At 46.9% G+C, this 22,161-nt stretch carries 20 protein-coding genes; 15 read left to right on the forward strand and 5 right to left on the reverse strand.

Annotated elements, in window-relative coordinates; all coding sequences use genetic code 11:
- Positions 1 to 96 precede the first annotated feature (96 nt).
- The 13 genes from LJF29_RS01055 (at position 97) to LJF29_RS01115 (ending at position 15,615) form a co-directional block, all read left to right on the forward strand.
- Positions 97 to 1,182, forward strand: coding sequence for a M42 family metallopeptidase (locus LJF29_RS01055; protein WP_229146528.1), 1,086 nt, complete (start codon positions 97 to 99; stop codon positions 1,180 to 1,182).
- A 198-nt stretch (positions 1,183 to 1,380) separates the two neighbouring features.
- Positions 1,381 to 2,352 carry an arabinan endo-1,5-alpha-L-arabinosidase AbnA gene (abnA, locus tag LJF29_RS01060; protein ID WP_229146530.1) on the forward strand — a complete coding sequence of 324 codons (972 nt, stop codon included), beginning with the start codon at positions 1,381 to 1,383 and terminating at the stop codon, positions 2,350 to 2,352.
- Positions 2,353 to 2,535: 183 nt separating this feature from the next.
- Positions 2,536 to 4,026 carry an L-arabinose isomerase gene (gene araA / locus LJF29_RS01065; RefSeq protein WP_229146531.1) on the forward strand — a complete coding sequence of 497 codons (1,491 nt, stop codon included), beginning with the start codon at positions 2,536 to 2,538 and terminating at the stop codon, positions 4,024 to 4,026.
- A gap of 15 nt (positions 4,027 to 4,041) precedes the next feature.
- Positions 4,042 to 5,727 carry a ribulokinase gene (gene araB / locus LJF29_RS01070; protein ID WP_229146533.1) on the forward strand — a complete coding sequence of 562 codons (1,686 nt, stop codon included), beginning with the start codon at positions 4,042 to 4,044 and terminating at the stop codon, positions 5,725 to 5,727.
- 12 nt (positions 5,728 to 5,739) lie between these two features.
- Entirely contained in the window at positions 5,740 to 6,429 is a 690-nt protein-coding gene (araD, locus tag LJF29_RS01075; protein WP_010335243.1) for an L-ribulose-5-phosphate 4-epimerase, read from the forward strand.
- Positions 6,407 to 7,225: an HAD-IIA family hydrolase gene (locus LJF29_RS01080; protein WP_229146535.1), complete on the forward strand. Its 819-nt coding sequence runs from the start codon at positions 6,407 to 6,409 to the stop codon at positions 7,223 to 7,225. Before araD ends, LJF29_RS01080 begins: the two co-directional genes overlap by 23 nt.
- Positions 7,222 to 8,406 (forward strand): sn-glycerol-1-phosphate dehydrogenase, encoded by a 1,185-nt coding sequence (gene egsA, locus LJF29_RS01085; protein WP_229146536.1) that lies wholly within the window; start codon positions 7,222 to 7,224, stop codon positions 8,404 to 8,406. Before LJF29_RS01080 ends, egsA begins: the two co-directional genes overlap by 4 nt.
- A gap of 30 nt (positions 8,407 to 8,436) precedes the next feature.
- Positions 8,437 to 9,738 (forward strand): ABC transporter substrate-binding protein, encoded by a 1,302-nt coding sequence (locus LJF29_RS01090; protein ID WP_168748489.1) that lies wholly within the window; start codon positions 8,437 to 8,439, stop codon positions 9,736 to 9,738.
- Positions 9,739 to 9,773: 35 nt separating this feature from the next.
- A complete protein-coding gene (locus LJF29_RS01095; protein WP_010335239.1) occupies positions 9,774 to 10,715 on the forward strand; it encodes a carbohydrate ABC transporter permease in 942 nt (313 codons plus the stop codon).
- Positions 10,716 to 11,561, forward strand: coding sequence for an arabinose ABC transporter permease AraQ (gene araQ / locus LJF29_RS01100; RefSeq protein WP_026014752.1), 846 nt, complete (start codon positions 10,716 to 10,718; stop codon positions 11,559 to 11,561).
- 18 nt (positions 11,562 to 11,579) lie between these two features.
- Complete coding sequence (abfA, locus tag LJF29_RS01105; protein WP_229146537.1) at positions 11,580 to 13,082, forward strand: alpha-N-arabinofuranosidase; 1,503 nt, start codon at positions 11,580 to 11,582, stop codon at positions 13,080 to 13,082.
- Between the two features lie 319 nt (positions 13,083 to 13,401).
- On the forward strand, positions 13,402 to 15,198 hold the full coding sequence (cstA, locus tag LJF29_RS01110) for a carbon starvation protein A (RefSeq protein ID WP_229146541.1): 1,797 nt from the start codon (positions 13,402 to 13,404) through the stop codon (positions 15,196 to 15,198).
- A gap of 33 nt (positions 15,199 to 15,231) precedes the next feature.
- A complete protein-coding gene (locus LJF29_RS01115) occupies positions 15,232 to 15,615 on the forward strand; it encodes a VOC family protein (RefSeq protein WP_229146542.1) in 384 nt (127 codons plus the stop codon).
- A gap of 37 nt (positions 15,616 to 15,652) precedes the next feature.
- Here LJF29_RS01115 and LJF29_RS01120 read toward each other — a convergent pair whose 3' ends face one another.
- The 4 genes from LJF29_RS01120 to sspI form a co-directional block, all read right to left on the reverse strand.
- Positions 15,653 to 16,987, reverse strand: coding sequence for a (Fe-S)-binding protein (locus tag LJF29_RS01120; protein ID WP_229146543.1), 1,335 nt, complete (start codon positions 16,985 to 16,987; stop codon positions 15,653 to 15,655).
- Positions 16,984 to 18,396 carry a glycolate oxidase subunit GlcD gene (glcD, locus tag LJF29_RS01125; RefSeq protein WP_168748485.1) on the reverse strand — a complete coding sequence of 471 codons (1,413 nt, stop codon included), beginning with the start codon at positions 18,394 to 18,396 and terminating at the stop codon, positions 16,984 to 16,986. Before glcD ends, LJF29_RS01120 begins: the two co-directional genes overlap by 4 nt.
- A gap of 103 nt (positions 18,397 to 18,499) precedes the next feature.
- Positions 18,500 to 19,606 carry a CdaR family transcriptional regulator gene (locus LJF29_RS01130; protein ID WP_229146545.1) on the reverse strand — a complete coding sequence of 369 codons (1,107 nt, stop codon included), beginning with the start codon at positions 19,604 to 19,606 and terminating at the stop codon, positions 18,500 to 18,502.
- A 68-nt stretch (positions 19,607 to 19,674) separates the two neighbouring features.
- Positions 19,675 to 19,890, reverse strand: a complete 216-nt coding sequence (gene sspI / locus LJF29_RS01135; protein ID WP_010335228.1) for a small acid-soluble spore protein SspI — start codon at positions 19,888 to 19,890, stop codon at positions 19,675 to 19,677.
- A gap of 120 nt (positions 19,891 to 20,010) precedes the next feature.
- Here sspI and LJF29_RS01140 point away from each other — a divergent pair, with 120 nt between their 5' ends.
- Positions 20,011 to 20,757 carry a TrmH family RNA methyltransferase gene (locus LJF29_RS01140; protein WP_229146546.1) on the forward strand — a complete coding sequence of 249 codons (747 nt, stop codon included), beginning with the start codon at positions 20,011 to 20,013 and terminating at the stop codon, positions 20,755 to 20,757.
- Between the two features lie 24 nt (positions 20,758 to 20,781).
- Here LJF29_RS01140 and LJF29_RS01145 read toward each other — a convergent pair whose 3' ends face one another.
- Entirely contained in the window at positions 20,782 to 21,030 is a 249-nt protein-coding gene (locus LJF29_RS01145) for a hypothetical protein (RefSeq protein ID WP_229146548.1), read from the reverse strand.
- Positions 21,031 to 21,113: 83 nt separating this feature from the next.
- Between LJF29_RS01145 and pheS the strand changes: the two genes are divergently transcribed.
- Entirely contained in the window at positions 21,114 to 22,148 is a 1,035-nt protein-coding gene (gene pheS / locus LJF29_RS01150; protein WP_059335559.1) for a phenylalanine--tRNA ligase subunit alpha, read from the forward strand.
- The last annotated feature ends 13 nt before the right edge of the window (positions 22,149 to 22,161 follow it).

Below are 22,161 nucleotides of genomic sequence, written 5' to 3' on the forward strand. Positions count from 1 at the left end.
AAAGATATACCCGCTTTTTAAGTGAAATAGTCGTATGGTTACCGTAAGGTTTTGTATAATAATAATGCAGGACATATGAGGGAGGTTTTTGGAATCGTGGCTAAATTGGATGAAACATTAACCATGCTGAAGGAATTAACTGATGCAAAAGGTATTCCGGGAAATGAAAGAGAAGTAAGGCAAGTGATGAAATCATACATAGAACCATTTGCTGATGAAGTGACAACTGACCGGCTTGGCAGTTTAATTGCGAAAAAAACAGGCGTGGAAAACGGTCCGAAAATTATGATTGCCGGGCATTTGGATGAAGTCGGTTTTATGGTGACACAAATCACCGATAAAGGCTTTATCCGTTTTCAAACTGTCGGCGGCTGGTGGTCTCAAGTCATGCTGGCTCAGCGTGTCACCATCGTGACGAAAAAGGGAGAGGTCACAGGTGTTATCGGATCTAAGCCTCCGCACATTTTATCTGCTGAAGCGAGAAAAAAACCGGTAGACATCAAAGAGATGTTCGTTGATATCGGGGCTTCAAGCCGTGAGGAAGCATTGGAATGGGGCGTACTCCCAGGCGATATGATCGTTCCGCATTTTGAATTTACGGTTATGAACAATGAAAAATTTCTTTTAGCAAAGGCATGGGACAACCGTATCGGCTGTGCGATCGCCATTGATGTTTTGAGAAATTTAAAAAACACAGATCATCCAAATGTTGTGTATGGCGTTGGAACTGTACAGGAAGAAGTTGGCCTAAGAGGAGCGAAGACCTCTGCGCACACGATACAGCCTGATATTGCTTTCGGTGTTGATGTAGGGATAGCCGGAGATACGCCAGGGATTTCTGAGAAGGAAGCGCAAAGCAAAATGGGAGAAGGACCACAGATTATTCTGTACGATGCATCTATGGTCTCCCACAAAGGACTTCGTGACTTAGTTGTCAATACAGCAGAAGAAGCAGGCATTCCATATCAATTTGATGCGATCGCCGGCGGAGGAACTGATTCCGGGTCCATTCATTTGACGGCAAACGGTGTTCCTGCGCTGTCCATTACCATTGCAACACGATACATTCATACGCACGCTGCCATGCTACATCGTGACGATTATGAAAACGCGGTAAAATTAATCACCGAAGTCATTAAGAAGTTAGACCGGCAAACGGTTGACGATATTACGTACCAATAAAGATACGGAAGAATCCGCCTTGTGAGGCGGATTCTATTTTTTTGTCTGTACAAATTATGACGGAGTGACTAAAATGAAAGAAGATACCGAAAATTTCCTGGATCTGATCACGTACGATATGCCGCCCATTTGTAAGGAAAGGAGGATTCAATTTCAGGCTTTGTAAGCGCTTTCTAAAATAAAGGAGGTTTGACAAAATTGAAAAAGAAAAAAGCATGGAAACGGTTCTTTCACTTTTCGAGTGCTGCTCTAACAGCGGGTTTGTTATTGACTTCCGCTTCTCCGGCATCCGCTGCATTCTGGGGAGCGTCTAATGAACTGCTTCATGATCCAACGATGATCAAAGAGGGAAGCTCGTGGTACGCGTTTGGAACAGGTCTTACGGAAGAAAGAGGGCTGCGGGTTCTCAAATCTTCGGATGCTAAAAACTGGACCGTGCAAAAATCGATTTTCAGCACACCTTTATCATGGTGGTCCGCTTATGTGCCGAATTACGGCCAAAACCAGTGGGCGCCGGACATTCAATATTATAACGGAAAGTACTGGCTGTATTATTCAGTTTCTTCTTTCGGAAAAAATATCTCTGCCATAGGCCTTGCTTCTTCAACAAGCATCAGCTCGGGAAGCTGGAAAGACGAAGGCCTGGTGATCCGGTCGACGAGCTCCAATAATTATAACGCCATCGACCCGGAGCTCACCTTTGATAAGGATGGCAACCCGTGGCTTGCGTTCGGCTCATTTTGGAGCGGAATCAAGCTGACCAAGCTGGATAAAAACACGATGAAGCCTACCGGATCGCTTTATTCCATTGCTTCGAGACCGAGTAATAACGGAGCGCTGGAGGCTCCTACCCTCACGTATCAAAATGGTTACTACTATTTAATGGTTTCATTTGATAAATGCTGTGACGGGGTAAATAGTACGTACAAAATTGCTTATGGGAGATCTAAAAGCATAACAGGGCCTTATCTTGATAAAAGCGGAAAAAGTATGCTCGAAGGAGGGGGCACCATCTTAGATTCCGGCAATGATCAATGGAAAGGGCCTGGAGGTCAGGATATTGTAAATGGAAACATACTTGTGCGCCATGCCTATGACGCGAAAGATAACGGAGTTCCCAAGCTACTAATCAATGATTTGAATTGGAGTTCGGGCTGGCCATCCTATTAAACTGATAAGCCGGGTGAACACCTGGCTTTTTTTAAAAGAAAAGATTGACAGTATCCTACTGAATTACTATAATGAAGTTGTTCGTACAAATTAATGATAATCCACTAGTTTTTGTTTATTAGTACGTATCTATATCAATTTAGAATTGGAAGCGTTTTATTTTATAAGAAAGGGGCAGTTAACATGCTTCAGACAAGAGATTATGAATTCTGGTTTGTAACAGGAAGTCAGCATCTATATGGAGAAGAAACGCTGCAGCTGGTCGACCAGCATGCAAAAAGCATTTGTGAGGGGCTTAGCGGCATTTCTTCCAGATATAAAATTAAGCATAAATTTGTTGTCACTTCCTCGGAAACCATCAGACAGCTGTTAAGAGAAGCGGAGTACAGTGAAACATGCGCCGGAATCATTACATGGATGCACACATTTTCTCCCGCAAAAATGTGGATAGAAGGCCTTTCCTCTTACCAAAAACCGCTTATGCATCTGCACACTCAATACAATCGGGATATTCCGTGGAATACGATTGACATGGATTTTATGAACAGCAACCAATCCGCACATGGCGATCGCGAGTACGGGTACATCAATTCTCGTATGGGACTGAGCCGTAAAGTTGTCGCAGGCTATTGGGATGATGAAGAGGTGAAGAAAGAAATTTCTCAGTGGATGAATACGGCGGCTGCGCTAAATGAAAGCAGACATATCAAGGTTGCCAGATTCGGAGATAACATGCGTCACGTTGCAGTAACGGACGGCGACAAGGTGGGAGCGCATATTCAATTCGGCTGGCAGGTTGACGGCTATGGCATCGGGGATCTTGTCGAAGTGATGAATGGAATTACGGACGATGAGGTCGAAACACTCTATGCAGAGTATGACAAGCTTTATGTCATCAGCGAGGAAACGAAACGAGACGAAGCAAAGGTAGCGTCCATTAAAGAACAGGCGAAAATTGAACTTGGCCTAACCGCTTTTCTTGAACAAGGCGGATACACGGCTTTTACGACTTCATTTGAAGTGCTGCACGGAATGAAACAGCTGCCTGGGCTGGCTGTTCAGAGGCTTATGGAAAAAGGCTACGGATTCGCCGGAGAAGGTGATTGGAAGACGGCTGCACTCGTCCGGATGATGAAAATCATGGCTGAAGGTAAAAGAACGTCCTTCATGGAGGACTATACGTACCATTTTGAACCTGGAAATGAAATGATTCTTGGCTCACACATGCTGGAGGTGTGCCCGACAGTTGCTTTGGATCAGCCGAAAATTGAAGTTCATCCGCTGTCTATCGGAGGCAAGGATGACCCGGCGCGGTTTGTATTCAATGGCATCAGCGGATCAGCCATTCAAGCGAGTCTGGTTGATATCGGAGGGCGTTTCCGTCTCGTGCTCAATGAGGTAAACGGACAGGAAATTGAGAAAGATATGCCGAATCTGCCTGTCGCCCGCGTTCTCTGGAAGCCTGAGCCTTCATTAAAAACAGCGGCGGAGGCATGGATTTTAGCCGGCGGCGCACACCATACCTGCTTGTCTTACGAATTGACAGCGGAGCAATTGATGGATTGGGCGGAAATGGCGGGGGTCGAAAGTATCTTGATTTCTCGTGATACATCGATTCACAAGCTGAAACATGAATTGAAATGGAATGAGGCGCTTTACAGGCTTCAAAAGTAGAGAGGGGGATGTCACTTGGCTTACACAATAGGTGTTGATTTCGGAACATTATCAGGAAGAGCGGTTCTCGTTCACGTCAAAACTGGAGAAGAGCTGGCCGCTGCTGTCAAAGAATATCCACACGCTGTCATTGATACCGTACTTCCCAAAACGGGTCAAAAGCTGCCGCGGGACTGGGCGCTTCAGCATCCGGCAGATTACCTGGAAGTCTTGGAAACAACGATTCCGTCATTACTTGAACAGACTGGTGTTGATCCACAAGAGATCATCGGGGTCGGAATTGATTTTACGGCATGTACGATCTTGCCTGTCGACAGTGAAGGGCAGCCATTATGTATGCTGCCGGAATTTGAAGAGGAGCCGCACAGCTATGTGAAGCTTTGGAAGCATCATGCCGCCCAAAAGCATGCTGATCGGCTCAACCAAATCGCCGAAGAAGAAGGAGAAGCTTTTTTACAGCGCTACGGAGGAAAGATTTCATCAGAATGGATGATTCCGAAGGTGATGCAGATTGCCGAAGAAGCGCCGCACATTTATGAAGCAGCTGATCGGATGATCGAAGCAGCTGACTGGATCGTGTATCAGCTGTGCGGCTCGCTGAAGCGAAGCAACTGCACAGCCGGTTATAAAGCGATTTGGAGTGAAGAAGCGGGATATCCTTCAGAGGATTTCTTTGAAAAACTTCACCCTGCAATGAAAACGATTACAAAAGACAAGTTAGCGGGATCGATTCACTCAGTAGGGGAAAAAGCAGGCGGGCTGACGGAAAAAATGGCACAGCTGACTGGTCTTCTTCCGGGAACAGCGGTTGCTGTTGCGAATGTTGACGCTCATGTGTCTGTTCCTGCTGTCGGTATCACAGAACCAGGAAAAATGCTGATGATTATGGGAACCTCAACATGCCACGTTCTCTTAGGAGACGAGGTAAACATTGTGCCCGGCATGTGCGGGGTCGTGGACAACGGCATTCTGCCGGGATTTGCGGGGTATGAAGCCGGACAGTCCTGTGTGGGCGATCATTTTGACTGGTTTATAAAAACGTGTGTCCCGCAAGCATATAAAGACGAAGCTGAGAAAAAAAACATCAGTATTCACGAGCTGCTGAGCGAGAAAGCAAATCTGCAAGCGCCGGGTGAAAGCGGCCTGCTTGCCCTGGATTGGTGGAATGGAAACCGTTCAACTCTAGTTGATGTTGATCTAACAGGGATGCTGCTTGGCATGACGCTGCTGACAAAACCTGAAGAGCTTTACCGAGCGTTAGTTGAAGGAACAGCATACGGCACAAGGATGATTATTGAAACATTTAGAGAAAGCGGTGTGCCAATTGAAGAGCTGTACGCAGCTGGCGGTATTGCTGAGAAAAACCCGTTTGTCATGCAGATTTATGCGGATGTCACAAACATGGATATTAAAATCTCAGGTTCACCGCAAGCCCCAGCCTTAGGCTCTGCCATTTTCGGCGCGCTTGCGGCCGGTAAAGAAAACGGCGGCTATGATGATGTCACAGAGGCAGCGGCGCACATGGGGAAACTGAAAGATATATCCTATACGCCAAATGCTGAACATGCCGCCGTATATGAAAAGCTATACGCTGAATATAAAGAGCTGGTTCAATATTTCGGAAAAGAGAATCATGTCATGAAGCGTCTGAAAACGATAAAAAATCTTCAATTTTCATCTGCCGCACAAAAGAATTCATAAAGGGTGATGAGCATGCTTGAAACGTTAAAAAAAGAGGTGCTGGCTGCCAACCTGAAGCTTCAAGAGCATCAGCTGGTGACCTTTACGTGGGGAAATGTAAGCGGTATTGACCGTGAAAAAGAGTTAATCGTCATTAAACCGAGCGGAGTCGAATACAGCGAGCTGACAGCTGATGACTTGGTTGTTTTGAATTTGGAAGGTGAGGTCGTAGAAGGCTCGCTCAAACCTTCTTCTGATACACCCACTCATGTTTATTTGTATCACGCGTTTCCGAATATCGGCGGGATTGTTCATACCCATTCTCAATGGGCGACAAGCTGGGCGCAAGCCGGAAGGGACATACCCCCTTTAGGCACGACACATGCCGATTATTTCGACAGTGCGATTCCGTGTACAAGAGAAATGTACGATGAAGAAATTATCCATGACTACGAACTGAATACAGGCAAAGTGATCGCGGAGACCTTTCAGCATCATAAATACGAGCAGGTGCCGGGCGTTCTCGTTAATAACCACGGCCCGTTCTGCTGGGGCACAGACGCCTTAAACGCCATTCACAACGCGGTGGTGTTAGAAACGGTTGCGGAAATGGCATATCACTCTATGATGCTGAACAAGAATCTCAGCCCGATCAATACTGTTCTCCACGAAAAGCACTTCTATCGAAAACACGGAGCAAATGCGTATTATGGCCAGTCATAATCCCGCATTGTCACCGGCCGGTTTTCTGATTGACTTGGACGGTACCGTATTCAGAGGAAACGAACTGATCGATGGAGCAAGAGAAGCCATCAGTACACTTCGAAATATGGGAAAGAAAATTGTCTTTTTGAGCAACCGGGGAAATATCTCCCGTGCCATGTGCAGAAAACAACTGCTTGGTGCCGGTATAGATGCAGATATAAGCGAAATTGTCTTGTCATCAAGTGTGACAGCAGCCTTTTTAAAAAGAAACTATCGTTTTTCAAAGGTATGGGTGCTTGGAGAACAAGGCTTGATAGACGAACTGAGGCTGGCGGGTGTCCAGACAGCGGATGAACCGAAGGAGGCAGATTGGCTTGTCATCTCACTTCATGAAACACTCACCTACGAAGACTTGAATCAAGCCTTTAAAGCGGCCACCGCAGGCGCTCGTATAATTGCCACGAACAAAGATCGCTATTTTCCAAATGAGGACGGAAATGCCATCGACGTTGCCGGAATGATCGGGGCGATAGAAGCTTCTGCTCAGGCGAAGACGGAGCTTGTCGTCGGAAAGCCATCATGGCTGATGGCAGAGGCTGCCTGTACTGCGCTGGGGCTTTCCGCGCATGAATGTATGATTATAGGAGACAGCATTGAATCTGATATCGCAATGGGAAAGCTGTATGGCATGAAGAGCGCTTTAGTGCTGACTGGTTCTGCGAAACCGGGAGAACAGCGTTTATATACGCCGGATTATGTACTGGAGTCCATTAAGGATATAACCAAACTGGCTGAGGAGGGGATTCTGTTATGAATCATATCGCAGCTGACGTTCAGCGTGCTTTTGAACACGCGGGGGAGATGACATGTCCTCTAGGAGTAGAAGAAATTGTTCTTGAAAAACAAGCAGCCGATCGGTTGTTGGATTATGTAAAAAGAAGGAATGATCAGCATATCGTCCTTGTCTGTGATCGGAATACGCACCGCATAGCGGGGATCGAGTTAGAAGACCGCTTGATAAAGGAAGGGCTTCAGGCGGAGTGCCTGATTATTCCGGAAAATGAAGCAGGAGATGTGGCGGCAGATGAACGATCACTCATTCATGTGCTGGTCCACACGAAAAAATCAACAGATATCATGATTGCAGTCGGTTCGGGGACTATCCATGATATCGTGCGTTTTGCCGCCTTCCAGAGGGGGCTGCCGTTTATTTCTTATCCAACCGCCCCATCCGTTGACGGATTTACATCAGCTGGTGCGCCCATTATTTTATACGGTACGAAAAGAACCATTCAAACGAAGGCCCCGTCCGCGCTGTTCGCTGATCTTGATATCTTAAAAGCGGCGCCGCAACCTATGGTGGCGGCCGGATTTGGGGATATGCTAGGCAAAATGACGTCTTTGGCTGATTGGAACATTTCTCATCAGCTCGCTGGTGAGCCTTATTCACCAATAGGCGCAAAGCTCGTACAAGAAGCACTTGATGCCTGTATCGAACACGCTGAAGACATTGCAATGAAAACGGAAACGGGCATTCGGGTTCTGATGGAGTCCTTAATTGTATCGGGACTTGTCATGCTGGCTTTGGACCATTCCCGTCCTGCATCTGGAGGGGAGCATCATATTTCCCATTGGATTGAGATGGAATTAATGGAGAAAAAACGGCCTCAGATTCTCCATGGGGCAAAAGTGGGCTGTGCGGCCGTTTTATTGACTGACACGTACAGAAAGCTGATCCAGGCTGAAGGGCTGAATGAATTTTCTCCACGTCAAAGGGAAGTCATTCAATCGGCTTATGAAACGCTGCCGGAAGGAAAAAAGCTGGCCGGCTGGCTGAAATCTGCAGGAGGTCCTGCGTATTTTGACGAAATCGGTGTCGGGCAGGATTCCGTCAAGAATGCCTTCAGACACGCGCACACCTTAAGAGACCGCTGCACCGGATTAAGACTCATCAATGAAAACAAAACGCTTGTCAATCATGGTCTTTATGAATAGCCCGCACCTCGAATGGAAGGGGTAACGTAGATGAAAAAGATGACTGCCTGTTTTCTTGCGCTCATGATGGTTTTGACATTATTCATCGCTGGGTGTTCAGCGGAACGGTCATCCGGTAAACCGGGTGAAACGGAGCTGACTTTTTGGACATTTAACGGACTTCATGAGCAGTTTTATGTGGAAATGGTGAAAGAGTGGAATAAGAAATATCCTGACCGTCAAATTAAACTGAATACGGTCGTTTATCCGTATGGCCAAATGCACGATAATCTGTCGATTTCCTTAATCGCCGGGGAAGGCGTGCCTGACATTGCAGATGTCGAATTGGCCCGGTTTTCAAACTTTCTGAAGGGCTCCGATGTCCCGCTTGCCGATTTGTCCCCGCTTATTGAAAAGGACAGGGATAAATTCGTAGAGGCGCGTCTTACGCTGTACAGCAAAAACGGCAAGCTATACGGGCTGGATACTCATGTAGGAACGACGGTGATGTTCTATAACATGGATATTATGAAAAAGGCCGGCATCAACCCGGATGATATTAAAACATGGGATGATTACCGCAAAGCCGGACAGAAAGTGCGCAAAGCGACCGGAAAGCCGATGGGAACGGTGGAAACAAATGATTCAGCAACGTTTTTATCAATGATTTCACAGCAAAACTCAGGGTATTTTGATAAAAACGGAAAGCTGATCCTGAATAATGACACCAATGTAAAAACGCTTCAGTATTTAAAAGACATGATTAATGATAAAACAATGATCGCCGCACCGGGCGGCGGGCATCACAGTGAAGAATATTATGGTTTTATGAACCAAGGCGGAGCGGCTTCTGTTCTGATGCCGATTTGGTATATGGGAAGATTCATAGATTATATGCCTGATCTGAAAGGGAAGATTGCCATTCGGCCGCTTCCGGCATGGGAAGAAGGAGGCGATCGTTCAGCAGGTTTGGGCGGCACAGCCACCGTTGTGCCAAAGCAGGCCAAACATGTCGAATTAGCGAAAGAGTTTCTCGCCTTTGCGAAGGGTTCTGAAGAAGGAAACAAAAAGCTTTGGAGTGTGCTCGGGTTCGATCCGCTGCGCTGGGATGTCTGGAGCTCCAAGGAATTAAAAGAGAAAAACAAATACACGGATTACTTCCAAAACGGAACAGGCATTTTTTCTGTGCTGCTCGATATCAAGGATGAAATCAATCCGATTTATTTACATGAGGATTTTGCCAAGGCTTCAGACCTTGTCAACAGAAGCGTATTATTCGACGCGCTCAAATCTCAGCAAAAGACGCCAAAACAAGCCTTGGACAGAGCGGCAGGTGAACTGAAACAGAAATAGAATCCCATTCAAAAAGTGAAAGCGGGGAGGTTCTCATGAAACCTGTGAAAACGGGAACGGCTCATCCCGTTCCTTCGGCTGCGAAAGAATCAGGCTGGCGAGGTATTTTTTATTCGAAAAAAGCGGCGCCATATCTGTTTACAGCGCCATTTGTATTATCCTTTCTTGTTTTTTTTCTATACCCCATCATTAGTGTCTTCATCATGAGCTTTCAAAGAATATTGCCTGGAGAGGTGACGTTTGTCGGGTTATCCAATTACACCGCGCTTAACAACCCGACGTTTTATACCGCCCTTTTTAATACGCTGGAGTATACATTTTGGACGCTGATTGTGCTGATTCCAGTTCCATTGCTTCTGGCCATATTCCTGAATTCAAAGCTGGTCAAGTTTAGAAATATATTCAAATCAGCACTATTCATTCCGGCATTGACTTCCACCATTGTGGCAGGGATTATTTTTCGTCTGATCTTCGGAGAAATGGAAACGTCTCTGGCCAATTCCATCTTACTCAAACTCGGCTTTTCACCGCAGAACTGGATGAACAATGAACATACCGGCATGTTTTTGATGGTGCTGCTTGCTTCGTGGAGATGGATGGGGATCAACATCCTTTACTTTTTGGCCGGACTGCAAAATGTGCCGAAAGAGCTGTACGAAGCCGCTGATATTGACGGAGCAAATACGATGAAAAAATTTATGCACATTACGCTGCCGTTTCTGAAGCCTGTATCCGTCTATGTTTTAACCATCAGTATCATTGGCGGGTTCAGGATGTTTGAGGAAAGCTACGTCCTTTGGCAAAATAATTCCCCGGGTAATATCGGCCTGACGCTTGTCGGATATTTGTATCAGCAGGGCCTTGCTTACAATGAAATGGGATACGGGGCGGCCATTGGCATTGTGCTTTTGATTGTCATACTTGTTGTCAGCCTGATTTCATTAAAACTGTCAGGCTCGTTTAAGGGGGAGGGGTAAATGTTGCGGCACAGTCCTCAGTTTCGGGTGTACAGAATCGCGCTTACTCTATTTTTTATCATGCTGAGCCTGTTGTATATTTTCCCGATTTTCTGTCTGCTTTTAGGATCATTAAAGCCATCATCTGAGCTTTTACGGGTGGGGCTGAATGTTGACATTGATCCAAAAGTGATGAGTCTTGATAACTATACATTTTTGTTTAACGGCGGCAGCATTTATTTTAAATGGTTTTTTAACAGCCTTGTGCTTGGTCTATTAACGACAGTGCTAACCTTGTTTTTCTCTTCGATGATCGGGTACGGACTGGCGGTTTATGAATTTAAAGGAAGAAATATTATTTTTGTTCTTGTGCTGATTATTATGATGGTCCCGCTGGAGGTGATGATGCTCCCGTTGTTTAAGCTTACAGTCGGGCTGCATTTGATCGATTCGTATACGGGTGTCATTTTGCCGTTTATCGTTTCGCCGGTAGCTGTTTTCTTTTTCCGGCAATATGCACTCGGTCTTCCAAAAGACCTGCTGGATTCAGCAAGGATGGACGGATGCACGGAATTTGGCATCTTTTTCAGGATTATGGCGCCTCTGATGAAACCGGCATTCGGAGCGATGATCATTCTCCAGTCTTTAAACAGCTGGAACAACTTCTTATGGCCTTTGATTGTGCTTCGGTCGAAAGAAATGTTTACGCTTCCAATCGGGCTTTCCAGCTTGCTTAGCCCTTACGGAAACAACTACGACATGCTCATATCCGGCTCAGTATTTGCCATTTTGCCGGTGATTATCATTTTCTTGTTTTTCCAAAAGTACTTTATCTCCGGCCTGACAGTAGGCGGAGTCAAAGGATAATGAAGGAGGAAACGTGCAATGAAAAAAGCGAAAGTGATTGTGGACAAAGAATATAAAATTGGTGAAGTCGACAAACGGATTTATGGGTCTTTCATCGAGCACATGGGGCGTGCTGTATACGAAGGTATATATGAACCTGATCATCCTCAGGCTGATGAAAACGGGTTTCGTAAGGATGTTCAGGCGTTGATCAAGGAATTGCAGGTTCCGATCATCCGCTATCCGGGCGGAAACTTTTTATCAGGGTATAATTGGGAGGATGGCGTCGGACCTGTTGAGAACCGCCCGAGACGCCTTGACTTGGCATGGCAAACGACAGAAACCAATGAAGTGGGAACGAATGAATTTTTAACTTGGGCAAAAAAGGTGAACACAGAAGTCAATATGGCTGTTAACCTCGGCACGCGAGGGATAGATGCTGCCCGCAATCTCGTAGAATACTGCAACCATCCGAAAGGCTCTTACTGGAGTGATTTGAGAAGATCGCATGGCTATGAACAGCCGTACGGCATCAAAACGTGGTGCTTAGGCAACGAAATGGACGGCCCGTGGCAGATCGGGCATAAAACCGCTGACGAATACGGACGGCTAGCGGCGGAGACTGCCAAGGTCATGAAATGGGTTGACCCGTCAATTGAACTCGTTGCCTGCGGCAGCTCAAACAGCGGCATGCCGACGTTTATCGATTGGGAAGCGAAGGTGCTGGAGCATACGTATGAGCATGTAGACTATATCTCTCTCCATACGTATTATGGAAACCGGGATAACAATCTGCCAAACTATCTGGCCCGTTCTATGGATCTTGATCATTTTATTAAATCTGTCGCTGCAACCTGTGACTATGTAAAAGCAAAAACACGCAGCAAGAAAACAATCAATCTCTCTCTGGACGAATGGAACGTATGGTATCACTCAAATGAAGCTGATAAAAAAGTCGAGCCGTGGATTACTGCGCGTCCGATTTTAGAGGACATTTATAATTTTGAAGATGCCTTATTGGTGGGCTCATTGCTCATTACGATGCTGCAGCACGCAGACCGTGTGAAAATCGCGTGTCTTGCACAGCTTGTGAATGTCATCGCGCCGATCATGACGGAAAAAGGCGGAGAAGCATGGAGACAGCCGATTTTTTATCCGTACATGCATGCTTCTGTCTACGGCCGAGGAGAGTCACTGAAACCGCTTATTTCTTCACCGAAGTATGACTGCGCTGATTTTACTGATGTGCCGTATGTTGACGCTGCTGTTGTGTACTCCGAAGAGGAAGAAACACTCACCATTTTTGCAGTAAACAAAGCTGAAGATCAGATGGAAACTGAGATTTCCCTCAGAGGCTTTGAATCGTATCAAATCGCAGAGCACATCGTACTCGAGCATCAGGATATCAAAGCGACAAACCTGCATAACAGAAAAAATGTCACCCCGCATTCCAACGGAACGTCTTCCGTCAGCGAGAACGGCTTAACTGCACATTTCACGCCGCTTTCATGGAATGTGATCCGTCTGCAAAAACAATCTTAATGGGCAACATTAGCCGGAGGTCTGTCTCCGGTCTTTTATTTTTGTTAGTAAATATGATTCAGTACCTTCCCAGGTGATGCGTCAGTCCATTTAGATCAAGTGATGTATCAAGAAAAATCAAACCATCGGTAACCGGATATAAAGGCGATAGCAGAACCTCTAACCAACTAAAAGTTCGCACCACATCCAGTAATTTTGAACTGAATTGACTTGTAAGCCGGCATATGATCAGCCGGCTTTTTTGAATAGGAAAAAATGACCGCTTTTCACCATGAAATTATGATATATTTATGAAAAACAGCAAAGGGGTTGGGGAGAAATGAATGCGGTTACAATTGTGATAGCGTCAATGTGTATATTGGCTATCGCCTATCGTTTATACGGAACATTTATGATGGTGAAGGTTCTCAAAGTGAATGATGAAAAGCCAACGCCTGCACATGCGCTTGAGGATGGAAAAGACTATGTGCCTACGAATAAATGGGTTTCATTCGGTCACCATTTTGCGGCCATTGCGGCGGCCGGGCCGCTGGTCGGACCGATTCTCGCGGCGCAGTTCGGTTATTTGCCGGGATTATTATGGCTGTTAATCGGGGCGGTGATAGGGGGAGCCGTTCATGATATTGTTGTGCTGTTCGCGTCAATGCGTAAAAACGGAAAGTCACTGTCAGAAGTGGCGAAGGATGAGCTTGGTCCTGTTGCCGGTTTTTGTACGGGCCTGTCTATGCTGTTTATTATTACCATTACGATGGCGGGCCTGTCGATGGTTGTGCTGCATGCGCTTGAACGGAATCCGTGGGGGACTTTTGCTGTAGGGATTACGATACCGATTGCGATGGGCGTCGGCTTGTTGTATAAGAAAACAGGGAATTTAAAGCTGGCGTCTTCTATTGGTTTTATATTTTTAATGGCTGGAGTGTTTATCGGCCCTTGGGTGCAGACTACCGCATTTGGTGATCTGTTAACCCTTGATACGAAAACGCTCGCAATTGCGTTGCCGATTTACGCATTTTTTGCAGCGGCGCTGCCGGTCTGGCTGTTGCTCGCACCGCGCGATTATTTAAGCAGTTTTATGAAAATCGGTGTGTTTATCGCTTTAATTGCGGGTGTGTTTGTTGTGAATCCGTCCATTCCTTTTCCGGCTTTTACGGAATTTGTAAAAGGAGGCGGGCCGGTGCTTGCGGGTCCTGTCTGGCCGTTCATCTCGATTACGATAGCCTGCGGCGCGATCTCGGGGTTTCATGCCTTTGTCGGTTCCGGCACCACGCCGAAAATGCTTAATAAATGGAGTGATATGAAGCCGGTTGCTTTCGGTGCAATGCTTGTTGAGTGCCTTGTCGGCATTATGGCGCTGATTGCGGCGACTGCATTGCAGCCTGCAGATTACTTTGCGATCAACAGCACGCCTGAGGTTTTCCGTACGCTCGGCATGGATGTTGTGCATTTGCCTGAATTGAGCAGGGACATCGGTTTGGACTTAGAAGGCAGAACAGGAGGCGCCGTCACGCTTGCTGTGGGAATGACTTATATTTTTACCGGAATTCCGTTTTTCAGTCATCTGGCCTCATACTTTTTCCAATTTGTCATTATGTTTGAAGCAGTGTTTATTTTAACGGCGATCGACGCCGGCACGCGTGTGGCACGCTATTTGATTCAGGACTTCTTCGGAGTGGTGTATAAGCCGCTGAAGAAAACGGACTGGATTCCCGGAGCTGTATTTGCCAGTGCGCTTGCCTGCTTTATGTGGGGCTATTTGCTTTACTCAGGAGATATCGGATCCATTTGGGCGCTGTTTGGCGTCTCCAATCAGCTGATGGCTTCAGTGGGTCTGATTATCGGTGCAACCATTGTGCTGAAAATCGCCGACAAACGCCGTTATATCCTAACCTGCCTCATTCCGCTCGCCTATTTATATGTGACTGTGAATTACGCTGGCTATTGGATGGTGCGCTATGTGTATCTTAATCCAGACGCTGCGGGGTACAGTGTCCTGAATGGCGTTTTATCTATCATCATGACGCTGTTAGGCTTCATCATTATCGTGGCGGCAGTGAAAAAATGGGCGCAGATGTGGAGAGATCCTAGCTTAAGAATGGAAGCCTCTATACCGGGATAGAAGGAAAAATGGAAACCTTAAGGGGGAAAAGATATGAATTTATCAATGAAGTATATCATCCTGTATGTATCGGACAGCCAGCGCTCGATTCATTTTTATCAGCATATTTTGGGGCTGCCGATCCGCGCAGAACACGGCACATATGTAGAGTTTGATACCGGCTCGACCATTTTGGCGCTCAATACACGAGAAAGTGTCAAGGAAATTACGCCGTTAGAGATACCGGAAACACCCGTTTCTTCACAAACATTTGAAATCGGGTTTGTCACTGAAAATGTAGAAGCGGTCATCAAAAAAGTAAGAGAACACGGTGTAACCATTATCGGGGAGCCTAAAGTGAAGCCATGGGGACAGACGGTCGCTTATATCGCCGATCCCGACGGACATTATATTGAAATTTGCAGTCCGATGGAATAAAGCACAAAGCCCAAAACAGACACTGTTTTGGGCTTTCTTATGATGTTAGCGGCCCGGCGGCTTCCAATAGCAAATCAGCAAGGTGAACAGCTCGAACCCTGCCGCTTAATCCCTCTCGTTCAATGCCGAGCTTCATCTGTAAAAGACAGCCTGGATTGGCGGTTACAATGACCGCTGCTTCAGTTGCTTTGACAGCAGCCATTTTACTATCCAGTATTTTCATTGACATGTCTGCTTCGACAATATTGTAAATTCCCGCTGATCCGCAGCAGCTGTCCGCTTTATCCATTTCTCTGAATTCAGCTCCCTTGATGCTTTGAAGAAGCTTTCGGGGCTCCAAAGATGTATGCATTACATTTCTCAAGTGGCACGAATCTTGATAGGTAATCAGCTTCGGTGTATCAAGCCGCAAGTCTTTTTGGTGAAAATCAAGCTCAATCAAAACGGATGAAAAATCTTTTAGCTTCTGCACAAATGAAACAGCCCGCTCCGCCCATTCGGGGTCATCCTTCAGCAAATGGCCGTATTCAGTGAGAAAGGCTCCGCAACCGCCCGCGTTTGTAATGACAGCATCTACGTCTAGCGCTTCAAACGCGGCTATGTTTTGTTTCGCAAGCTCCTGTCCTGCATTTTTTTCACCGCTGTGTCCATGCAGTGCGCCGCAGCATGCCTGCTCAGGCGGGATGACAATTTCACAGCCTGCCAGCTGCAGCAGTTTCAGCGTGGCATTGTTTGTCGGCAAAAACATCGTATCCATTAAACAGCCTGAAAAAAAGGCAACCCTTTTTTTAGCTGGGCCGGCCGCCGGCAATAAACGCGGCCGTTGCTTCATTTCTTCACGTTTAGGCACATCCGGAAGAACGGCTTCCATCGTGCGCAAATGCTCAGGCAGAATGCGGAGCATGCCGGTTTTTCGCACAGCTGTCTGCAGCCCTGACCGCTGGTATAAACCGATGAGGCTCACAGCCGAACGCATCCGGTTTTGATGCGGAAAGAGCTCCTGAAAAGCCGCTTTTCTCATAAAACGTGTGCTGAGCGAGTGTTTTTTATTTTGGTGGATAATATCTCTTGCTTCCTCCAGCAGCTGTCCGTATTTAACGCCTGATGGGCATACCGGTTCACATGCGCGGCAGCCGAGGCAAAGAGACAGTGAACGCTCGACATCTTCATCGGGTTCAATCACACCGTCGGCGACTGCTTTCATTAAGGCGATTCGCCCGCGCGGCGAGTGAGATTCCTGAAAACCGGATTCGATATAGGTCGGGCAAGAAGGCAGACAGAAACCGCAGCGCATACAATTCAAAAGTTCGCTTTCATCCATACGCTCTTTAAACTCATGTTGGATCTGTTTCATCTCTTTTTCTGTTGTCATCTTTCCGTCACCACACGTTTTCTGGCATCTTTCGCAAACACTTTGCCCGGATTTAAGATATTTTTGGGGTCAAATGCCGCTTTTATTGCTTTCATCGCGGCGATGCCTTCTTTTTTCAGCTTCATTTCCAAGTAAGGCGCTTTCATGGCCCCGACTCCGTGCTCTCCGGTAATCGTGCCGCCAAGCTCAATCGCTTTTTCAAAAATCTCGGCAAAAGCCTGTTCGACTCGCTCCATTTCATCCTTATTTCTTATATCTGTCGTGCATGTCGGATGAAGGTTTCCATCCCCGGCATGGCCAAACGTGCAGATCGAAATATCGTATTTTGCGGCAATGTCATTAATGGCTTTTACCATATTCGCGATTTCTGACCGCGGTACAGTCGCATCCTCCAAAATGGTGGTCGGCTTTAAGCGGGCAAGTGCAGAAAGCGCTGAACGCCGGGCTTCAGTGAGGGCGAATGCTTCCTCATCTGTTTGTGCAGTTTGAACGGAGACGGCAGCGCCTTTTTTGCAAATTGCCTCGATGTTTTCCATGTCACGAGCCACGGTTTCAGCTGTCCCGTCTTGTTCGATCAAAAGAACCGCCTTCGCATTTGTCGGCAGGCCGATCTTGGCATAATCCTCAATCACCAAAAGGGTAGGCTGATCGAGAAACTCAAGCGTAGCCGGTATGATTTTTTCGGCAATAATGGCTGACACCGTTTGAGCAGCGGCATCAATATTTTCATAAAGGGCGAGCAGCGTCTTCTTTGTTTCTGGCTTTGGCACGAGTTTGAGAATCGCTTCTGTCACAATGCCGAGTGTCCCTTCTGAGCCGACAAAAAGGCGCGTGAGATCATACCCGGCTACATCCTTTGCAAGCTTTCCCCCGGTGCGGATCATATCTCCGTTTGCCAAAACAACCTCCAGCCCCATGACGTAGTCGCGGGTGACGCCGTATTTTAAGCCGCGAAGACCGCCGGAATTTTCATTGATATTTCCTCCGATGGTTGATATTTTCATAGAGCTCGGATCAGGCGGATAGAACAATCCCTTGCTTTCAACCGCACGGATCATATCCAAGGTAATCACGCCAGGCTGGACTGTGGCCGTCAAATTTTCTTCATCAATCTCAAGAATCTGATTCATATGCTTAAAGAGAAGAACAAGCCCGCCTTCAGTGGGGCACGTGCCCCCGCACAGGTTTGTCCCCGATCCTCTTGGAACAATCGGTACACGATGCTCACTGCAAATGTTCAAAATACGTGATACTTCATGTGTATCTCTCGGCGCAATCACAGCATCCGGCATAGACTGAAATTGCGGTGTCGCATCATATGAATACACGAGACGGCCGGCTTTCGAGTCATCGTAGTTTTCCGGTCCGACGATTTGGATCAGCTGTTCTTTTACGTCTTTGGTGATCATGTTCACCCATCCCCCTGTCAAAAAACGCTTTCAATCTATTGTAAAAGAAAAAAAGAGAAGCCTTCTATGGGGAAATATACAAAATATGAAACTAAAACTCTCTCTATTTTGTATCTTGATCTAAAAAATAAAGCGCGACGTACATCGTGACGATGTCCTCTGTACGCTGAAAGCTTAAACCCGTCAGCTGTTCAGCCTTTGACATGCGATAGCGGAGCGTGTTGATATGTATATGCATCTCTTCAGCCGTTTTTTTCAGGGACAAATCGTGATGGAAGAGAGTTCGTATCGTATTCATAAGCTCTTCGTTTCGGAGCGCTTCCTGGAGCACTCTTTGCGGAAATTCGTGTCGTGTGCCCGGGCTGATCTCAGTCAGGCACATGTCAAGCTTAAGATCTTCCTCACATACTGCGGTTTTGCGTTTAAGGCTGACGGCCAGCGCTTTTTCAGCCTGTTCATATGACTGCGGCAGGCCGGAGCCGCTGACAGCCCTCCCAACGCCGGCAGCTGCTCGGCTGTTTCCGAGGCGTTCAGCCAATGAACAAATAAGCTGAATTTGCCGCAAAAGCTGCTCCTTTTGTTCATGGTTCGGCACTTCGTGATTAATCAGAATACGTTCATTTCCCCATCTGATGAATAGATCGGATGGAAACACTGACTTCCAAGCGCGTGCCATTTGACCAATATCGCCGGGAGACCATTCGTGCCCTTGAATGAGGATCACCTGGCGGAGGGAGGTAAGGTCAACGCCAAGAATCTGCGCCTTTTCGAGAAAACCCGGAGACCATTCTTTTAATTGCAGCCAGTCGATCATAAAGGATTCCAGCATTCTCTCGCGCCACTGGGTCTGCTCCAAATGCCACGATTCTTTAATGAACAGCTCTGTCATTTTCCTGAGCAGCTCTCCATACGGCTGAATCTCAGCAGGCTCTCCCGTCAGTCCGAACACGGCGATGACATCACGCTCAGAAAATACGGGGAGGTTCAACCCCGCCTTTACCCCTTTGAGTCTCTTTTCATCTTCTTTTGTAATGATCACATTGCGTTTCTCTTTCGCGCAGATGAGCGCTCCTTCATGAAATAGCCCGACTCGCTCATCATTTGTGCTTGCCATAATGAGGCCGTCTGTGCTGACAATAATGACTTCACGTTTGTACATTTTTTTCACTTCGGCAATGATTTTTTTCGCTAACAGCGGTTGTAAAAACATGGCGGCGATCCCCCTCATGTTTTTATTATATAAGAAAAAAACCGGGCGCTGTCACCCGGTTTTGATGGCTATTGGGCAGGTTTTAATCCGCCTTCCAGCGTCTTTAACATTTCTTGTTTCTCACTCTCGGATGCGTGCTGCCAAATGACTTCAAACAAAACGCCGAGTCCCGGAAGCATTTTTTCTTCACCACTTTGAATCGCGTCCACTATTGTGTGCTCAAGCTGCTCCTGATCATTGCCCGTTACATTGGCAATGACGGCATGACGTAAATTAAGATCCATATGAAGCGCTCCTTTTTTTCTAAAATGTAATACGTATATTCTAACCCCGCACCCGGTTTATTATGTGCTGTTCTTGCGATATAATAACATCATGTTAAAAAAAGGAGAGCCACACAGACAGTGAAACAAATAGAATCGGCAAAAAACCAAAAAGTGAAGGATTGGAAAAAACTTCATACAAAAAAAGAACGAACAAAAACGAATACCTATTTGATTGAAGGAGAACACCTTGTTGAAGAAGCCTTAAAGAGCCCGGGTGCGGTGAAAGAAATCCTTGTCAAGGATGAAGCGGACATCCCGCCGAACCTGGATATAGGCATTCAGTGCTACGTGCTGAGCGAAGACGCGTTTTCAGCTGTAACAGAAACGGAAACACCGCAGCGGATCGCCGCTGTTTGCCATATGCCGGAAGAAAAGCTCGCGTCGCCTAACCGGGTGCTGCTGATTGACGCTGTTCAAGATCCGGGGAATCTCGGCACGATGATTCGCACGGCGGACGCAGCCGGTTTGGATGCGGTCGTGCTCGGTGACGGCACGGCGGATGCGTTTAACGGAAAAACGCTGCGGTCCGCGCAAGGCTCCCATTTTCACATTCCTGTTGTGAGAAGAAATATACAATCATACGTGGATGAATTAAAAGAAGAGGGCGTAAAAGTGTACGGCACAGCACTGCAAAACGGGGCGCCTTACCAGGACATTTCACCATCCGGTTCATTTGCTTTAATCGTCGGCAATGAAGGGGCGGGGGTGGATGCAGGATTGCTGGAAAAAACAGATTTGAACCTGTACGTCCCGCTGTACGGGCAGGCTGAATCACTGAACGTTGCAATTGCGGCGGCTATCCTGGTGTACCACTTGCGAGGATAGTGTTGCGCCGAGCGGAGTATTTCACTATAATAGAACATAATATTTGAAAAACCGTGACAGAGGATCTCGATTTCTGATCAACTGCCTTCCAGGGAGAAAATGCCGCAGACTGAGAGCATTTTTAATGCAGCCGGAAATTGGTTTCGCCTCTCGAGTTGTCACCGGGACCGCGCACCTTGCGCGTAAAGGTGAACCGGAATCTGATTCCGTTATGTCAATGAAGCTGACGACAGCATCAGTCTGTCTGAAATAAGGGTGGTACCGCGGCCACAACTCGTCCCTTGTCCTACAAGGGGCGGGTTTTTTTGTTTTCCAAAGACATATAACGGTTTGTTTACATAAAAGGAGGATGCAAAATGGAAGAAAAGCTAAAACAGCTGGAACAAGAAGCTTTAGATCAAGTAGAAGCGGCAAGCTCATTGAAGGTTGTCAATGATATTCGGGTTCAATATCTCGGAAAAAAAGGACCGATCACAGAAGTGCTGCGCGGAATGGGCAAGCTTTCTGCGGAGGAGCGTCCGAAAATGGGCGCTCTTGCCAATGAGGTAAGAGAACGAATCGCCAATGCGATTGCAGCTAAAAACGAAAAGCTTGAGGAAGAAGAAATGAAACAGAAGCTAGCGGGACAGACAATTGACGTCACACTCCCGGGTAATCCTGTCGCAATCGGCGGACGCCATCCGCTCACTGTTGTCATTGAAGAAATTGAAGATCTATTTATCGGCATGGGCTATACCGTTGAAGAAGGCCCTGAGGTCGAGACGGATTACTACAACTTCGAAGCGCTTAACCTGCCGAAAGAACACCCTGCCCGCGATATGCAGGACAGCTTTTACATCACAGAGGAAATGCTGATGAGAACGCAAACCTCTCCTGTTCAGACACGGACGATGGAAAAGCACAAAGGCAAGGGGCCTGTTAAAATCATTTGCCCTGGAAAAGTATACCGCCGCGATAATGATGACGCGACGCACTCTCACCAATTTATGCAGATTGAAGGGCTTGTTGTTGATAAAAACATCAGCATGAGTGATTTAAAAGGAACCCTTGAACTCGTTGCGAAAAAAATGTTCGGGCAAGACCGTGAAATCAGACTGCGCCCAAGCTTCTTCCCATTTACCGAGCCTTCAGTAGAAGTAGACGTAACGTGCTTTAAGTGCGGAGGAAACGGCTGCTCTGTATGTAAAGGAACAGGCTGGATTGAAATCCTCGGTGCCGGCATGGTTCACCCGAATGTGCTGGAAATGGCCGGCTTTGATCCGAAGGAATATCAGGGCTTTGCGTTCGGAATGGGTGTTGAGCGCATCGCGATGCTGAAATACGGCATCGATGATATCCGCCACTTCTACACAAACGATGTCAGATTTATTTCGCAGTTTAAACAGGCGTAAGAGGAGGATGCTA

Origin of the sequence: Bacillus sp. LBG-1-113 (genome assembly GCF_020708615.1) — a bacterium.
Lineage (GTDB): Bacteria > Bacillota > Bacilli > Bacillales > Bacillaceae > Bacillus > Bacillus mojavensis.